Consider the following 16,939-nt stretch of genomic DNA (forward strand, 5'->3'; position numbering starts at 1 on the left):
TCTTCTCATCATTCAAAAAACTAATCTTCTATTACCTTATTATATATGATATATAGACCTTTGTGTTCTTCTTTATCTTATAATTCGTGTCCCATTAGTGACAATTAGTGGCTAAAAAATTTTCTCTCTCTTTTCATTTCTCTTTCTTTCCAATTTCCCATTGTACATTATAAATTATCTTCCGAATTTCCTCTTTGCTTCCGCTACCATTACAGCAAATTTCTTTTTAGAAATCCGTATCTTTCTATATGCACTTTCTATGGCTTTTTCTCTATTTTTACCTATCCCTTTTCCTTTAAAAGTTATATTAGACAAAACTAATTTAGTTTTATTTTCGACAATATTTAAATCTAAATTTACATTTGCAACATACATTGTTCCACTATAACTTTCTACTTCATCAATGCTATCTACAGAAACTTTTCCAGTTACAATTAAATTTGCTTTTTTTGAAATTATGTCTCCACCTTTAACTATTAACCTACTTATATTTCTATTTATACTTTTGATTTTTTGATTTTTCTCATTAACTATATTTACAGAAAAATTTGTTGTTTTTTCTTCTTTTCTAAAATAATTTGCATATACTTTAATATTTTTAAAATAATCTTTTAATTCAAATGGAACTTTTAACAAATCAACACTTGCTATAATTTTTCCATTTCTTGATTCATCTGTAAAAACTGTAACATATACTTTAAATTCTCCGTTATTATCTGTTGTTGCTTTTTCTAATATCTTATTATTCTGATATTTTACTACTATTGGAAAATTAGGGATTACTTCATTTTTATATTTTATTTTAAATACTATTGGATTTTTTAAAACTTCTCCCTCTTTTCCATATTGATTTTTTCCATCTACAACTTCAAAATAGATATTAGATATTATTTTTTTTATTTTAGCATTAAAATCTAATTGACTAAAAAAAGTTGGTATTATATATTCGTTATTTGAAATAGAATCATATATTATCTTCTTTTTATAAAACTCATTAACTTTCTTTTTAGCTTTTAAATATTCTTTTACTAGAACATATGGAGTTAAATTCAACTCCTCATCTTTTTTTATCTCTTCACTAATTTTATCTAGTTCTGTCTCTAATCCTAACAAATATTTACTTTTATCTAACAGTGCCAATACATAAAATGAATTTCCACTTTTCTCTTTTTTAACAAAGTCTACACCAATTAAAACTTCATTTGCCAATGCTTTTATATTAAGCTCTACATTTTTACTATAATTTTCTTTATTTCCTACTGTAGATTGTACTGTTTTAGATTCAATACTACTGTCTATATTAGTCTTTATTTGAGAGGCTATATCTACTTGTGCTGCCATTTCTGCTTCTTTATAATTTTTTCCTTCTCCTAAACCAATGAAATAATTGTTAGTAGAATATTCCGAATTCCCATTATTCAAATACCAACTTGGTATACCTGCAGATATTGCCATTATATTAATTAAAACAAACATTGCTATTATTAGTTTTTTCATAAATTTCTCCTCCATAATTTTTTTAAAATAATCATCTTATGACTATTCTGGAGATACCTCTAAAATTATCATTTTCCTATTCAAATTTATTTTTTTTATTCTACCATCCATACCAGATTTTCCAAACTCTTTTTTTATATATCTATATATTTTAAAACTTGATGACAATTTTTCATTAGAAACCCATATTGAATAATCAATCATATTTTTACTAACTATATTTTCTTTGGATTTATTTGATAATTTTTCTATAATATCTATTAATTCAAATTGAATATCCTCTAATTCATCTTCGTCAAATTCATCTGAACAGTTTATTACTAATTTATATTGTATACCTTTTTTCAAGTCTGCTACCCAATAATTATTTATTCTCGATAAAATATTATTCATAGCATCATTTACAGCTTCTTCAATAGAAATCTTAACATTCCCATCTCTACTATTACTATATCCAGTTTCAGTTCCTAATAATCTTGAAGTTGTTGTTTCATAAGCCTTTAAATTCACAACATATTGTTTTGTCCCATATCCTGCATCTGTTAATTCACCTGAAAATGTAATATAAATATCACTTCCAACTGATAAAGCTAATTTATATGAAAAATCTTCTTCTGCATCTGCTAATCCCATTTGAGCGCTATTTAATTTGTTCATTTTTTCTTGTTGCTCTGGTACTACTACATCATATTGTTTTGCTGTTAAATAACTTTCTATTACAGATGATATATGCCTCATATTATCATTTTTATTTAATAACTCTATTGGGTTTTCTCCCTTTTTTGTCATAGGAATTACCATTATAGACGGATTTCCTAATTTTTCAACTAAATTTTCTCTTTTAATTAAAACTCCATCATTTGTTAAATCTTTCATCAAAAGTTCTTTATTTACTTTAAAACTTTTTGCTATTTTTATTCCTTTTCCTCTATCAATAATTATCTTTTTTGAAAATCTTGTGCTTTCATAAGTGATATAATTGTTAATCTTTCCTATTTCAAAATATTTCTCTTCTATATTTTGAAATTTATTTTTTTCATCATTACTACTTAATATTGGATCTGTTCCTTCATATAATAAATAGTAGATTATTGCCCTTTTAGCATCTTTTATTGCATTAAAAATCCCATTTTTTTCAATATCCTTTTTTATTTTTCTTTTACTTCTTTCCTTTGATTTATAAATACCTGTACCTTTCATCAAAACTTCTGCTGAAGATACATTTTCTATAATAGTTGCTTCTTTTGACAAAGGTAAATTAGATGCAAAGCCAAAAATTGTTATAAAAAACATAAATATCAGTATTAATTTTATTTTTTTCATAATTTTTCTCCTTTCTTAGGAACATTTAAAAATATTTTTTTATATTTTGTTGTAAAAACGCTTAAATCGTTACCTGTTTTAAAACAAAAGGATAAAGTTATTTTTAAAGCGTTCCTAAACCATTGCGTATTTTAAAACAAAATCAGAAGGTTATTTTTAAGCCGTTCCTTAATATCTCTTTAATGGATCTAACACACCAAATACATCAAATGGTAATTCTCCTAATGAATAGGTAAATCCTAATCCTATTGACATCCCTCCCAAAGTCGAATTAAATCCTGAAGCTGTATAATCCTTATTAAATTCATCGCCACTTCTATTATTTGTATATTTTGTTGTAACTTTGCTTGGCTTTAATGATATTTTATAAGTTATCCCTAAATCTAACATTAAATCTGGACTCAATAAATATTCTGTTCCTATATCTAATTTAACTCCATAACTCAAAAAAGATATATCATATGTGTACTCATCATAATAATCATAATTATATTTATAATAACTTTTATAATTATAATTAAATGATAACATATCTACACCTAATCCCATTCCTCCATTTAAATTAAATCTACCAAACCACATTTTTTTAGACAATCCTAAATAAGCTGAATATGTATATATAGTTGGTGTATCATCTGTAGTTGTTGTTAATTCAGGAAGCATCGCCATTAAATCTAAATCTAAAAATGTCTGTGGCGAATTAATAATAGGTGCTAAATCGTAAGAAAATATTCCTTCTATTCCTGATGCTTTATTTGCATCTTCGGTTATTATTTCATCTTGATAACTACTTGAATAGCCACCATTTTTAGCCCAATCTAATATGAAATTTATATCTTCTTTTTTTATATTCAAATTTGCAGCAGAAACTGCTTTTAATTTCAGATCTAATCCTAATAATGGATGTTCTGTTATTAATGTCCCTTCAGTTTGAGGCGCTCCTATGTATTGTTTTATTGTACTATAATTAGTAGGATCTTTCTTATTATCTCCTGTTTTTATTATTCTAGCAAATCCTACTTTTTTAGTTATTATTTTACCATTTTCATTTTCTTGTTTCTCTATAATATCAAAAGCATCATCTAAGAATAATCCTTCTTTATGTCCTAATGATATAGAATACTCTTTTCCAGATTTCACCTCAACTATTTGAGCAGCTAATTTAAAATCATCAATTTTTTTAGTTTTTACTCCTAAATTTTTCGCTAAAGCAAGTATAGCCGAATATTGTGCATATTGTGCTTCACTTACATTATAACTATTTCCAGCAAAATTAAATTTTCTATATTTATAATTTCCAAAGATATCCTTTGCTCCTATTTCAGATGTTCCTATTGCAAAAGTTTCATCTGCAACTAATTCCTTTATTGATACTTCACCTGTTTTGGATATTTCTACATGATACCAAATTATTCCGCCATCTATTTTATATAAAATATTTTTTCCTTTAACTACTTTGTTAACAGAAGTTATATATGGTAAATAAATATATGCTGAATTCATTAATATTTTCATCTCTTCAAATGTAGCTCCTAATGATTTTCCCTTAGTTGCAGCAAAAGTTTCTAAATCTGTTTCACTTTTTAAATTTTCAATTCTAATCTTTTTTATTTCATTTGAATTTAAAATATTTAATATCTCTTTTCCAACTGTATTTTCTAAAATTTTTGATATTCTCTTTGGAGTAACTCTTTTTAAAGCATTTGCTTTTCTCCTAAATTTAGTTGTTAATTTTTGGGGTAATATATTAAAATCAAATCTACTATTTGATTTTATATCTTTTGTTTCTTTTATTGGATTTATTCCTTTAACGTAAAAATCTAACATTTCATCTAACATTTTATAATTAAATTTATATCCTTCGGCTATTGCTCCTGGCTTTACCCATACCGAGTCCACTGCTGTAATTGATTTTCTAACATATTTTCCATCTTCGCCATACATAAATTCACTCATTAATAAAATTAGTATAATTAATATAACACTTTTTTTCAGCATATAATTCGACTGTTATTTCTAATCCATTCCTAAACAGTCTTCACCTCCTAGCTCTTATTTTTAAAAAGTTCCTATTTTTGATATTCCCATAAAGAAACTGCTATCTTTTAAATCTTCATCTCTTTTCATTCCTAAATCTAAATAAAGTTTTTTATCTTTTACTATATTTAATGTTAATTTAATTAATTCTTCATCTATTTTATTTTTATTCATATCATATTTAGCGTCTCCATAAATGGTTATTCTCTCTATGTTTTTACTTAATCCTAACACTATTATTTTATCTGAATCTGTTTTTTTATAATTCAAATGACTATTCATACCCATAATAAATTTAGAATCTAATAATATATCAAAACTTTTATCCTTTACAAAATAAATTCCGCCTATATTTATTTTTTTAAAATCTAATCCGAGTTTTATTCCATAATTAAAATCTCTTTCATCATATTTTAATAATAGTTCAAAAAAATCAAATAAACCATATTTAAAATCCATATTATTAATATTTTCAGCAAAATTTCTATCTATTTTTAATAAATAATTCCTATTTCTTATAACTTTAGCTTGTTCTATATTTTCTGAAAATACCTTATATGTATTATCTATAGGGATATATTTTTTTCTTTTTGATAATCCAGTTAATTTAACTCCATAACCTTCTTTTATTTTAAATGAACTCCATAAACTAACTTTTCCTAAACTTTCATTTTTAAAAAGTTCTACTATTTCCATTTCTCCAACTTTTTTTAAAGAATAATCATAAATATTTGCAATTTCTCCTAATTTTGCTTCTCCTTGACCTATATTAATTAATACTCTATTGAAATGTTTTTCTATAATTCTGTTGTCATATTTTTTACTTTCTTTGTTTTTTTCATTTTCTTTTAATATTTTTTCTCTTCTTATTTTAGTTTTTTTATTATTTTTTTCAATCATATTTTTTATTATTTTTTTATCATTTTCCCAATTATCTGTCTTTTCTACAACCCATACATAATATTTTTTATCATTTTCCCAACTATCTATTATTTCTACTTTTAATTTTGTATCTACAGTTTGAACACTTCCAACAGCTGTTTGTGATTCTGTATTTGTTTTAACTGTTTTGATTTCTGTTTTTATAGTAGTGGATTTATTTCCTGCTAATTCTGCTTTAGCACTTGATATTGCTTCTTCTCGTATAGCATTATTTGTTTTCCCTAAAGTTTTATCTACTTCTCCAATTGATGAATGTAACCCTTCTATCACATAATTTTTTGTCCACCAAGGTTTCTCTCCATCTATTTTTTCTATTTTAAATATTCCTGCATTCAAAATAGCATTTAATAATATAAATATTATAAATAATTTTCTTTTCATATTTATCTCCATTTTCATCTTCCATCCTAACTTTTTTTATTTTTTATAAACCTAATATTTATCCACTTCGTTAGTTAATTCTTTTTGATTCTCTTGAGCTCTTTTTAATACCTTTGAATTATCTTTTTTCACTTTCACCTTCTTAACTTCTGCTCTTTTACATCCAAAACTTACAAATACCATACCTATTATAAATATTGACAATATTTTTTTCATTGAATTCCCCTCCATAATTTTAAATTTATTTTACAACCATCCATATATATAATTCTCCCGTATCTTTATTATACCACATTCCATTTATAACTGCATTTACTGTTTTACCCTCTACTGTCTGCAAACTATATTGCTCAAAAGAGCTCTCACTTTTTGTTGCGTGACTAAGTGACCTATTTGAAACTTTAATTCCCATCTGTTTTGATATTTCATCTATTGCTCTTGATATAGCTATTTCTCTTTGCCTCGTTGTACCATCTATAGTTCTTTTAGATACTCCTATTCCAGCTAATTTATATTTACCATTTAATGTTGAATTAAACACCCAATTAGGCATTTTATTTGATGAGTTTTCATTCTTAAAACTATTCCCTTTAGAATTCATAGAAGAACAACCTACTAAACTTAATAACATAATAAATATTACTATTCCTGCTTTTTTCACTTAATTACCTCCCTCCATTTTCTCTCTCTAATTGATACTCTTTTTAAATATTCTCTTGTTTCTTTATAGGGTAATTTTTTAATTAATCTATTGTATACTTTTTTAGGCGACATTTTATTTATTTTAATAATTGCTCTGCTAATGTGAGTATTACCAATAAATGCTTTTGATACATTTCCTGCTCCTGTATTATATGCTGCAATTGTACAATACATTCTACTTTCTAAATTATTTATTTTCCTTAAATATCTATAATATAATACATTCATATAAGCTGCTCCAATCTCAATATTTTTTGGAGCATTATATAACTCTTTTGGCGTTAATATTTTTACTTTTCCATATAGTTTTTTAGTTGCATCTGCTCCTGCTGATTTTGGCACAATCTGCATAAGACCATATGCAGGAACATAAGATGTTGACATTGGATTAAAATCACTTTCGGATTGAATTATTGCATAAACTAAGCTTTCTTTTATTTTTTCTTTTTCAGAATATTTTTTTATATATTTACTATACATTAAAGCTTTTTTGTTTTTATAATTTTTTGGAAGCTTTATTTTTATAATAACTCTCTTTTTCCCTTTAATCTTACTCTTTTCCATCTTAAGTTTATTTCTCTTCACTTTATCTATTACAATTTCAGATACTTTTTTTATATTCTTTTCCCCTTTTTTCAAATATATATCTGTAATTATTGGAAATGAAATTGGACTCTTAATTTTTTTATTCAGTCTCTTCTCTGTATTTTTTAAATATTCATTTCTATTGAAAGCTGTATTTGTATCTTCTAAAATTAATTTCGAAAAAGATTTTGCTAAATCTTTTTTTATTGTTTTTTCATCTCTTGATTTATCAACTATTTTTTCAATAGTTATTTCTCCTTTTTCAAAATCAACTATTTTTCTTTCACTGTATTTATTGTCATATTCTACAAATATTTTAGCTGAAGATACTTTTGGATTTTTCCAATTTTTAAGAATATTTTTTTTATAATTTTCAAACTCTTCTTTTTGAATTTTCTCATAATTCTTAAACTCTTTTTCTATATTTTTCTTATAAGTTTGATATTCTTTATTAGAATTTTTTTTATAATTTTCAAATCCATCATCTCCAAAACTAAATATAAATATAATTTGAAAACAGATAATTAACATTAATATTCTTTTCATAATTGCTCCTCCATAATCATATTAAAAAATAATCTGGCATTAAAAAACACCAGATTATCAAATTATTTAGGTACATTAAAAAAATAAATTTGTCAAAATCATTTGAGAAAATCTTTAGATATATTCATATTTATTCAAACAAATGACTTAGGAACGTTTAAAAAATAAGTTTCTTATTTTTAAGCCGTTCCTTATTAAATTTTTTAATTACCTTTATTAAACATCTTATCTATTGAAGAATCTAATTCATCTTGAGCATTTTTACTTTTAAATTCTTGCCATAGTGCTTTTTCATTTCTTAATGTACTATTTACAGTTTCCTTTATTTTAGGCAATGTATCCTCTTTTTTGATTGCAACTAATATATAAACTTCTTTTTCTGGAGATATCCACATATTAATTTGTTTTGAATTAGTAAGAACTTTACTTGATACTTGTTTTGACACATTTGTGGCAACTTTATCCACACCATCTTGCCCACCTACACCAACAGCATTAGTATAGCTTTTAAACATATTATTTACTTTTACTTCTAATTGTCTAGCAAGTTCATCTCTTGCATTTGCCATTGCTTCTGTTCTAGCAAAACTTAATCCTGCTGCACCTATTTTTGCACTTCCAACTGCTGCTATTCCATCTTCTACTGATGGATTCATTACCCAATTTGGATATTGTGATTGTTGTTGTACCTTTGTTTCTGGTTTTGGTTTATTATTTGCACAACCTCCTAAAACACTAAGTCCTAATGCTCCTAATATTAATGCTCCTGCTACTGATTTTTTCATTTTTTTGTCCTCCTCTTTATTTTTTTGTAATGAATTTAAATCAATACATTATTGATAATCTCTATTTTTTTACTTTAAATTTTAAAAAAATAAGATTAATAAATTAAATAGTTTAAATCAAATAGTTTAATTGTTTTTTTTATTAAAAGCCTAAGGAACGTTTAAAAAATAATGTTCTCATATTTTGTTATAAAAACACTTAAAACATTGCGTATTTTATAACAAAATGGGAATGTTATTTTTAAGCCATTCCTAAGTAGATAGATTAGAAAAAAATTATTATATTAAATAAAAAATAAGATTAATATAACAAATAAAAGATAAGAACATTATTTTATAAATAGTTCTTAATTTTTACCTATCATATTAATTACATATTACAATATTATTTTTCATTTGTCAATTTTTATATTTACAAAAACAGGGGAGATTTTGAGAGGGTCAGGAATCAAAGGTGGGGCACTCCTCAAAAGCAGGAGCAGCAATATCACATTATCTGATACTCTAATGATAGCGCAGTCTCGACGGCTACGTCGGATAATGTTTATTATGTAGCGAGCCTTATCTGCTTACAAGCGACTGGCGGAACAAGATTAATAGAAGAAATCCCTTGCCAAACAGTAAAATATAATACTGTAAAAATTATACCTATAACCATAAACAACCAATTTAAAATTCTATTAAGTAATTTATTATTTAAAAAAATTTTTAAAAATATCTCATCTCTTATTATTCCATATAGGCTAAACATCAATGTCATCAAGCTAAGAGATTTAGCTAGCGATAAAACAATATTATAAAATTCACACAAAAAGGAAATGAAGAGATTTTGCAGTATATATAGTTATCATAAAAAAAGGAGAACTATAACTGTGTAATCAAGAAAAGAAAAGAGAAGCGAAAAAAAGATAGAAAAGAAAGGAAAAAAATAAAAAAGGTACTAAACAACCACCAGCTGAAGCAGGTGGGTTTCCTTTGCGACTGAAAGTCGCTATTTAAAGGCTAAAGCCTTCTTGAAAGGTCTTTGGCTAAAGCCATCTAAAGTTTCCGACTAAAACTCGTTTACTCTGTTATTTTAAAAATATCATTGTCTTTCATTTTATCTTGATTTTCAACATATTCTTTTATCATTTCCTCTGTAACACTTCCAACCGTTCCACAAAAATATCCTCTTCCCCACAAATGTTGTCCCCAATATTTCTTTTTCAACTCTGGAAACTCATCTTGTAATAATTTTGATGATCTCCATTTTAAATATTGCACTATTTTTGCTGGGGACAATGTCGGTGGACAAGATATTAACAGATGAATATGATCTTTTGTTATATTCCCTTTTACTATCGTTATATTTCTCGCTTCGCAACCTTGTCTAATTAAATCCCTTAATCGTTTCGCCATCTCTCCTTTTAATATCTTATATCTATATTTAGTCACCCACACAATATGGTATTTTATATCATATATCGAATGGCTTCCTTTTCTATATTCCATTTCTATCACCTCAACAAATTATACTACACATATTTATCTTTAGCAAATTTTGCTGAAAGCTATTCGCCTAAAGGCGAAGGTTTTTAACCTGGCGCATAGAAAATAAACGGAGAGGAGAAAAAATTTCAATTAGCATTAATTACAACAGCATATGGTTCATATCACTACGCGAGACTGTATAACAATCAAAAGACAGATAGCTTTTTAGATCTTCATGTTAAAGCATTTAAACATTTTAATGGAGTATATAAGACTGTAGTATATGATAATATGCGTGTAGCAGTAAAAAGATTTATAGGACCAACGGAAAAGGAAACAACAGATGATTTAATAAAATTATCAATGTATTATGGTTTTGATTATAGATTTTGTAATACAAGACGAGGAAATGAAAAAGGGCATGTAGAACGAGGAGTTGAATTTGTAAGAAGAAAAAGTTTTTCAAGGAATTTAGAATCTTCAAGCTTAGAAGAAGCAAATAATCATTTAGAAAATACGTTGAAAAATATAAACTCAAAGCCAAGAAAATGGATGGGAAATAAAAGCCCAGAAGACAAATTAAAAGAAGAAAAAGAATATTTGTTAAAGTTGAACCCAGATTATGTAATAGCAAAGAAGGTAGAATGCAGAGTAAATAAATACAGCACAATAACAATAGAACAAAATAAATATTCAGTACCAGAAAGATTGGTAAATAAATTTGTAGAAGCTAAAATTTATCCAGAAAATATAAAAATATACTTTGAAGGAGAATTATTAGCAACACATGAAAGGAGCTATAAATTACAGGATTGGATATTAGATATAAACCATTATTTAGAAACGTTAAAAAGAAAGCCTGGTTCACTAAAACACAGTACTTCACTACAATGCTCAGAACACAGGCTACAAGAAATATACACAAGTTATTATAGCAAAAAACCAAAAGAATTTCTAGAACTTTTAGAGATAATAAGAGAAAAAAGTTTGAAAGAAGTTGAGAAAGTAATAGAGGAATTATTAAAAAATGGAGAAAAGTTAGTAACTACAGAAAATATAAAAAACATAATAAACCAAGAAAAAATAGCTATTCCAGAAGCAGTAGATAAAAATGAAATAGAAGAAAAATCTATTGAATTATTAGAAAAAATAAGTGAAATATTTACATCTAATAATAATGAAACGAGGTATATAAGTTGAAAAATAATGAATTGAAATTAATAAAGGAATATTTAAAAGAATTAAAATTATCAGGAATAGCAACAGAATTAGAAGAAAAAGTAGAGGAGGCTAATAAAACAGAACAAAGCTATGAGCTATTTTTAAAAGAAATACTAGAGCTTGGAATAGACAAAAGAAGAGAAAATGGGAAATTGAATAGATTAAGATACGCAAAATTCCCATATAAAAAATATATAGAAGATTTAGAAAAAGAAAGTTTACCTAAAGAAGCTCAAATAAGGTTAAAGGAGTTAAAGAGTTTAAAATTTATAGAAGAAGGGAGGAATTTAATATTAGCAGGTAATGCAGGAACAGGAAAAACACACATGGCAATAGGATTAGGAATAGAGGCGTGTATGAAAGGTTACAAGGTTCTGTATGTAACAATACCATTATTAATAAACGAATTAAAAGAAACACGAAGTGGAGGTAAATTGAGAGTATTTGAAAAAAGATTTGAAAAATATGATCTAGTAGTTTGTGATGAATTAGGATATATTTCATTTGATAAAGAAGGAAGCGAGCTGTTATTTACATTTTTATCGTTACGAGCAGGAAGGAAAAGTACAATAATAACATCAAATTTACCATTTAACAAATGGAATGAAGTATTTAAAGATCCAGTACTAACAGCAGCACTAGTGGACAGACTAATCCATAAATCTTATGTCATAAATATGAATGGGAATTCGTATAGAACTAAAGAAACTTTGGAGTGGTTAAAGACATAATTTTTTTATGCTCAACTGGGACTTTTTCGATTAATAGGGTGGGAACTTTTCACTTGACAAATACAACATTTTTATCATATCATTTTGATCTCAAATTTATTGCATACAATTTATAACTTCCTACATAGATAGTATCATTATTTCCTATTGCTGGCTTTGAGTATATTATATATCCTATTTCATAATTCCATTTTAATGTCCCATCTGGATTTATTGCATACAAATTACGATCATAACTTCCTACATAAATTGTACCATCACTTCCTATTACTGGACTTGAGTCTATACTATTTTCTATTTCATAGCTCCATTTCAATGTCCCATCTGGATTTATTGCATACAATTTATGATCACAACTTCCTGCATAGATAGTACCATTACTTCCTATTACTGGGCTTGAGTTTATCCAATCTCCTGTTAAATAACTCCATTTTAATGTCCCATCTGGATTTATTGCATACAATTTATTATCATGACTTCCTACATAAATTGTACCATCACTTCCTATTGCCGGATTTGAATTTATAGAATTCCCTGTTAAATAACTCCATTTTAATGTCCCATCTGGATTTATTGCATACAAATTACTATCACGACTTCCTACATAAATTGTACCATCACTTCCTATTGTCGGACTTGAGCTTATCCTATATCCTGTTAAATAACTCCATTTTAATGTCCCATCTGGATTTATTGCATACAATCTATGATCCCAACTTCCTACATAGATAATACCATTACTTCCTATTGCCGGACTTGAGGTTACCCAATATCCTGTTAAATAACTCCATTTTAATGTCCCATCTGGATTTATTGCATACAATTTATTATCAGAACTTCCTACATAAATTGTACCATCACTTCCTATTGCTGGTGAGGATACCCAATCTCCTGTTTTATAGCTCCATTTTAATTTGCTTGGAGCTTTAACATTTAATGCTTCTGAACTTATTGCACCATCATCATTTTTTGCTGTAACTTTTATTGTAAAAGTCCCTTCTGATGAATATATATGTTCTTTTATTATATTATCAAAGCCACTTGTTATTGTTAGAGATGTTGTATTATCTCCCCAATCTATTGTTACTTCTTTTACCTCTCCATCACTATCTTTAACTGTTCCTGTTAGGGTTAATTTTAAACCTTCTATCTCACTAGTAATATTTATTTTTGGAACTATATTTGGTACTTTAACATTTAATGCTTCTGAACTTATTGCACCATCATCATCTTTTGCTGTAACTTTTATTGTAAAAGTCCCTTCTGATGAATATAGATGTTCTTTTATTATATTATCAAAGCCACTTGTTATTGTTAGAGATGTTGTATTATCTCCCCAATCTATTGTTACTTCTTTTACCTCTCCATCACTATCTTTAACTGTTCCTGTTAGGGTTAATTTTAAACCTTCTATCTCACTAGTAATATTTATTTTTGGAACTATATTTGGTACTTTAACATTTAATGCTTCTGAACTTATTGCACCATCATCATCTTTTGCTGTAACTTTTATTGTAAAAGTCCCTTCTGATGAATATAGATGTTCTTTTATTATATTATCAAAGCCACTTGTTATTGTTAGAGATGTTGTATTATCTCCCCAATCTATTGTTACTTCTTTTACCTCTCCATCACTATCTTTAACTGTTCCTGTTAGGGCTAATTTTAAACCTTCTATCTCACTAGTAATATTTATTTTTGGAACTATATTTGGTACTTTAACATTTAATGCTTCTGAACTTATTGCACCATCATCATCTTTTGCTGTAACTTTTATTGTAAAAGTTCCTTCTGATGAATATATATGTTCTTTTATTATATTATCAAATCCACTTGTTATTGCTAGAGATGTTGTATTATCTCCCCAATCTATTGTTACTTCTTTTACCTCTCCATCACTATCTTTAACTGTTCCTGTTAGGGTTAATTTTAAACCTTCTATCTCACTAGTAATATTTATTTTTGGAACTATATTTGGTACTTTAACATTTAATGCTTCTGAACTTATTGCACCATCATCATCTTTTGCTGTAACTTTTATTGTAAAAGTTCCTTCTGATGAATATATATGTTCTTTTATTATATTATCAAATCCACTTGTTATTGCTAGAGATGTTGTATTATCTCCCCAATCTATTGTTACTTCTTTTACCTCTCCATCACTATCTTTAACTGTTCCTGTTAGGGTTAATTTTAAACCTTCTATCTCACTAGTAATATTTATTTTTGGAACTATATTTGGTACTTTAACATTTAATGCTTCTGAACTTATTGCACCATCATCATTTTTTGCTGTAACTTTTATTGTAAAAGTCCCTTCTGATGAATATATATGTTCTTTTATTATATTATCAAATCCACTTGTTATTGCTAGAGATGTTGTATTATCTCCCCAATCTATTGTTACTTCTTTTACCTCTCCATCACTATCTTTAACTGTTCCTGTTAGGGTTAATTTTAAACCTTCTATCTCACTAGTAATATTTATTTTTGGAACTATATTTGGTACTTTAACATTTAATGCTTCTGAACTTATTGCACCATCATCATTTTTTGCTGTAACTTTTATTGTAAAAGTCCCTTCTGATGAATATATATGTTCTTTTATTATATTATCAAAGCCACTTGTTATTGTTAGAGATGTTGTATTATCTCCCCAATCTATTGTTACTTCTTTTATCTCTCCATCACTATCTGTTGCATTTATTGTTAAATTTATAGTTTTATCTGTTATTGTTTCTTTAATATCCATTTTAGGTGCTACTAATTTTTTTAATTCTAAATTTATTATATTTTCTTTTTCTGATATCTGAATATCTTTTGTTATTTGTTTATACCCCTCTTTTTTTGCAATTAAAGAGTATTTTTGAAATTTTAAATCATTAATAACATATTTCCCTAAACCATCAGTTAAAGTTGCCTTCCCACCAATTTCTACTTTTACATCCTTTAATACATTTCCTCCACTCTCTTTAATAACTCCAGAAAGATTTCCCTGATCATCTTTTTGATTAAAACACCCTGTAAACATAAACACAATCACAATCATACTTAATAAACTTTTTTCCCTCCCTATTGTAATTAAAATTATTTCGTTATTTCTTATTTTTTGCAGTTTTTCATTATAAACCAATTTATAAAATATGAGTTCTTATAGACTATAAACAATATTTATATGCTTTTAAGAAAATTAGACGCACTTTAATAAAACGTTTGTCATTTTATTTTTTTTGGCGTGGTAATCCCTAATATTCTTATAGCAACAAACCTCCCATATCTAACAGGATCTATGTCCTAAATTCCTTCGTTCTGTCTGTCTATAAGTTAGGTGTTGATTAAAGCTCCTTTGCTGGGTCATTGCCCTAATGGAAAAAATTCCAACCAAATACCTGCTCATATTTTATGTATCCATTTAAACTTATTCTGCTTCTTCATAGGCCATTATTTCTAATGGACGTTTACCCTAAGAATTAACATTTTTAAAATTTACTCTTTATGCTGCTTGTAATTCTGGTCTCTTTATATCATTTACTAATTTTTCTGCATTATATTTTATTCCCTTTTTCAATATTGCATAAAATACTCTTATTAACTTACAACTTATTGCTATTATTGACTGTTTTTTCTTTAATGGATTTTTAGCGCGTGTTGTATAATATTCATGTAGCTCTTTGAATTCTTCAACTCTTCCTATTAAAGGCATCGCTACTTGGAATAGAAGCATTTTCAGGTTTTTCCTTCCTCATTTTGATATACTTGTTTTTCCTTTGTGTTTTCCTGAGCTATTTTCTTTCAAGTCTAGTCCTGATAACTTTTGTATTTGTTTTGGTGAATTATAATTTGATATATCACCAATTTCTGCAATAAATCCCGCTACTGTTGTTAGTCCTACTCCTTTGATTTCTAACATTAAATTACTATTTGGAATCTTTTTTAATAATTCTTCTATCAACATTTTTATTTCTTCTTTGGCACTTACTAATCCCTCTTGAACTCCTATACTCTTTTTTCTCCTATTGCTCTTACTTTTTCTTTTCTCCATATTTGGTTTATATCTTCTACTTTATAACTTAATACTTCTGACGGCAATGGTATTTCTTTTAAAATCATTATACTTCCTTTTCCTGTCCAATCTTTAAAGACTCTTTTATATTCTGGAAAATATATTTTTAACCATCTTTCTACTTTATTTTTTATCCTATTTAAATCTTTTATTAAATTTAATCTATTATTATTTGCTACTCTTAATTCTGCATACTCTCCTTCTAATATATTCGGTTCATTATATCTACCTTCTATTACTAATTTTGCTATCGTCTTCGGATCTTTCATGTCTGTCTTGCTTGGATTATTATCATCTAATTCCTTGCTTCTTTTTACATGAAATGGATTCACTAATACAAGCTTTTTATTTGTATTTTTCAAATATGAACCTAACCCAAACCAATAATGTCCTGTCGGTTCTGCTCCTATTAATGTTTTCGTCTTTGAATTATTCTTTTTTAATGTTTCTATCCAATTGTTTAATGATAAAAATCCTTCTCTCGTATTCTTAAATTTAAATACTTTTCCTAACTCTAATCCCCGCCAATCAAAAGCTCTTGCATAATGCTCTTCACTTCCTACATCTATTCCTACTACTAATGTTTTTTCTGTTACTTGCAATATTTTCTTATTTTGTGTATAATTCATTTGAATACCTCCGTTATTTTGGTTTTG

12 protein-coding genes and 1 pseudogene are annotated in these 16,939 nt (G+C 26.6%); 2 read left to right on the plus strand and 11 right to left on the minus strand.

The features are described 5' to 3' along the window. Window positions 1–174: 174 nt before the first annotated feature. The 9 genes from RDY08_RS08215 to tnpA all read right to left on the minus strand — a co-directional run bounded on the left by RDY08_RS08215 (window position 175) and on the right by tnpA (window position 10,289). The gene (locus tag RDY08_RS08215) at window positions 175–1,497 is read right to left on the minus strand and encodes an LPP20 family lipoprotein (protein WP_307903890.1); all 1,323 of its coding nucleotides are present in this window, start codon (window positions 1,495–1,497) and stop codon (window positions 175–177) included. 42 nt (window positions 1,498–1,539) lie between these two features. Beyond that, window positions 1,540–2,820, minus strand: a complete 1,281-nt coding sequence (locus RDY08_RS08220) for a DUF8604 domain-containing protein (protein ID WP_307903891.1) — start codon at window positions 2,818–2,820, stop codon at window positions 1,540–1,542. A 168-nt stretch (window positions 2,821–2,988) separates the two neighbouring features. Further along, complete coding sequence (locus RDY08_RS08225) at window positions 2,989–4,818, minus strand: hypothetical protein (RefSeq protein ID WP_307903892.1); 1,830 nt, start codon at window positions 4,816–4,818, stop codon at window positions 2,989–2,991. A gap of 60 nt (window positions 4,819–4,878) precedes the next feature. Continuing rightward, window positions 4,879–6,180: a hypothetical protein gene (locus tag RDY08_RS08230; protein WP_307903893.1), complete on the minus strand. Its 1,302-nt coding sequence runs from the start codon at window positions 6,178–6,180 to the stop codon at window positions 4,879–4,881. A 51-nt stretch (window positions 6,181–6,231) separates the two neighbouring features. Beyond that, complete coding sequence (locus RDY08_RS08235; protein ID WP_307903894.1) at window positions 6,232–6,396, minus strand: hypothetical protein; 165 nt, start codon at window positions 6,394–6,396, stop codon at window positions 6,232–6,234. Window positions 6,397–6,421: 25 nt separating this feature from the next. Then, a complete protein-coding gene (locus tag RDY08_RS08240) occupies window positions 6,422–6,841 on the minus strand; it encodes a hypothetical protein (protein WP_307903895.1) in 420 nt (139 codons plus the stop codon). Further along, window positions 6,838–8,013 carry a transglycosylase SLT domain-containing protein gene (locus RDY08_RS08245; RefSeq protein WP_307903896.1) on the minus strand — a complete coding sequence of 392 codons (1,176 nt, stop codon included), beginning with the start codon at window positions 8,011–8,013 and terminating at the stop codon, window positions 6,838–6,840. The genes RDY08_RS08240 and RDY08_RS08245 overlap by 4 nt, the downstream gene beginning before the upstream one ends. A 203-nt stretch (window positions 8,014–8,216) precedes the next feature. Next, entirely contained in the window at window positions 8,217–8,798 is a 582-nt protein-coding gene (locus tag RDY08_RS08250) for an LPP20 family lipoprotein (RefSeq protein ID WP_307903897.1), read from the minus strand. Between the two features lie 1,062 nt (window positions 8,799–9,860). Next, window positions 9,861–10,289 carry an IS200/IS605 family transposase gene (gene tnpA / locus RDY08_RS08255; RefSeq protein WP_307903898.1) on the minus strand — a complete coding sequence of 143 codons (429 nt, stop codon included), beginning with the start codon at window positions 10,287–10,289 and terminating at the stop codon, window positions 9,861–9,863. 270 nt (window positions 10,290–10,559) lie between these two features. Between tnpA and RDY08_RS08260 the strand changes: the two genes are divergently transcribed. Next, window positions 10,560–11,468, plus strand: a complete 909-nt coding sequence (locus tag RDY08_RS08260; protein WP_307903899.1) for a Mu transposase domain-containing protein — start codon at window positions 10,560–10,562, stop codon at window positions 11,466–11,468. After that, the gene (gene istB, locus RDY08_RS08265) at window positions 11,465–12,220 is read left to right on the plus strand and encodes an IS21-like element helper ATPase IstB (protein WP_307903900.1); all 756 of its coding nucleotides are present in this window, start codon (window positions 11,465–11,467) and stop codon (window positions 12,218–12,220) included. The genes RDY08_RS08260 and istB overlap by 4 nt, the downstream gene beginning before the upstream one ends. 79 nt (window positions 12,221–12,299) lie before the next feature. Here istB and RDY08_RS08270 read toward each other — a convergent pair whose 3' ends face one another. Next, window positions 12,300–15,269 (minus strand): PKD domain-containing protein, encoded by a 2,970-nt coding sequence (locus RDY08_RS08270; RefSeq protein WP_307903901.1) that lies wholly within the window; start codon window positions 15,267–15,269, stop codon window positions 12,300–12,302. A 444-nt stretch (window positions 15,270–15,713) separates the two neighbouring features. Then, window positions 15,714–16,912, minus strand: a pseudogene (locus RDY08_RS08275) (IS110 family RNA-guided transposase). Window positions 16,913–16,939 lie beyond the last annotated feature (27 nt).

The organism is Haliovirga abyssi (genome assembly GCF_030295325.1).
Taxonomy (GTDB): domain Bacteria; phylum Fusobacteriota; class Fusobacteriia; order Fusobacteriales; family Haliovirgaceae; genus Haliovirga; species Haliovirga abyssi.

What these genes read in the sequence shown, in the direction of transcription:
- RDY08_RS08215 (WP_307903890.1), bottom strand. Translation starts at nt 1,497, where the DNA reads ATGAAAAAACTAATAATAGCAATGTTTGTTTTAATTAATATAATGGCA.
- RDY08_RS08220 (WP_307903891.1), bottom strand. Translation starts at nt 2,820, where the DNA reads ATGAAAAAAATAAAATTAATACTGATATTTATGTTTTTTATAACAATT.
- RDY08_RS08225 (WP_307903892.1), bottom strand. Translation starts at nt 4,818, where the DNA reads ATGCTGAAAAAAAGTGTTATATTAATTATACTAATTTTATTAATGAGT.
- RDY08_RS08230 (WP_307903893.1), bottom strand. Translation starts at nt 6,180, where the DNA reads ATGAAAAGAAAATTATTTATAATATTTATATTATTAAATGCTATTTTG.
- RDY08_RS08235 (WP_307903894.1), bottom strand. Translation starts at nt 6,396, where the DNA reads ATGAAAAAAATATTGTCAATATTTATAATAGGTATGGTATTTGTAAGT.
- RDY08_RS08245 (WP_307903896.1), bottom strand. Translation starts at nt 8,013, where the DNA reads ATGAAAAGAATATTAATGTTAATTATCTGTTTTCAAATTATATTTATA.
- RDY08_RS08250 (WP_307903897.1), bottom strand. Translation starts at nt 8,798, where the DNA reads ATGAAAAAATCAGTAGCAGGAGCATTAATATTAGGAGCATTAGGACTT.
- tnpA (WP_307903898.1), bottom strand. Translation starts at nt 10,289, where the DNA reads ATGGAATATAGAAAAGGAAGCCATTCGATATATGATATAAAATACCAT.
- RDY08_RS08260 (WP_307903899.1), top strand. Translation starts at nt 10,560, where the DNA reads ATGCGTGTAGCAGTAAAAAGATTTATAGGACCAACGGAAAAGGAAACA.
- RDY08_RS08270 (WP_307903901.1), bottom strand. Translation starts at nt 15,269, where the DNA reads ATGATTGTGATTGTGTTTATGTTTACAGGGTGTTTTAATCAAAAAGAT.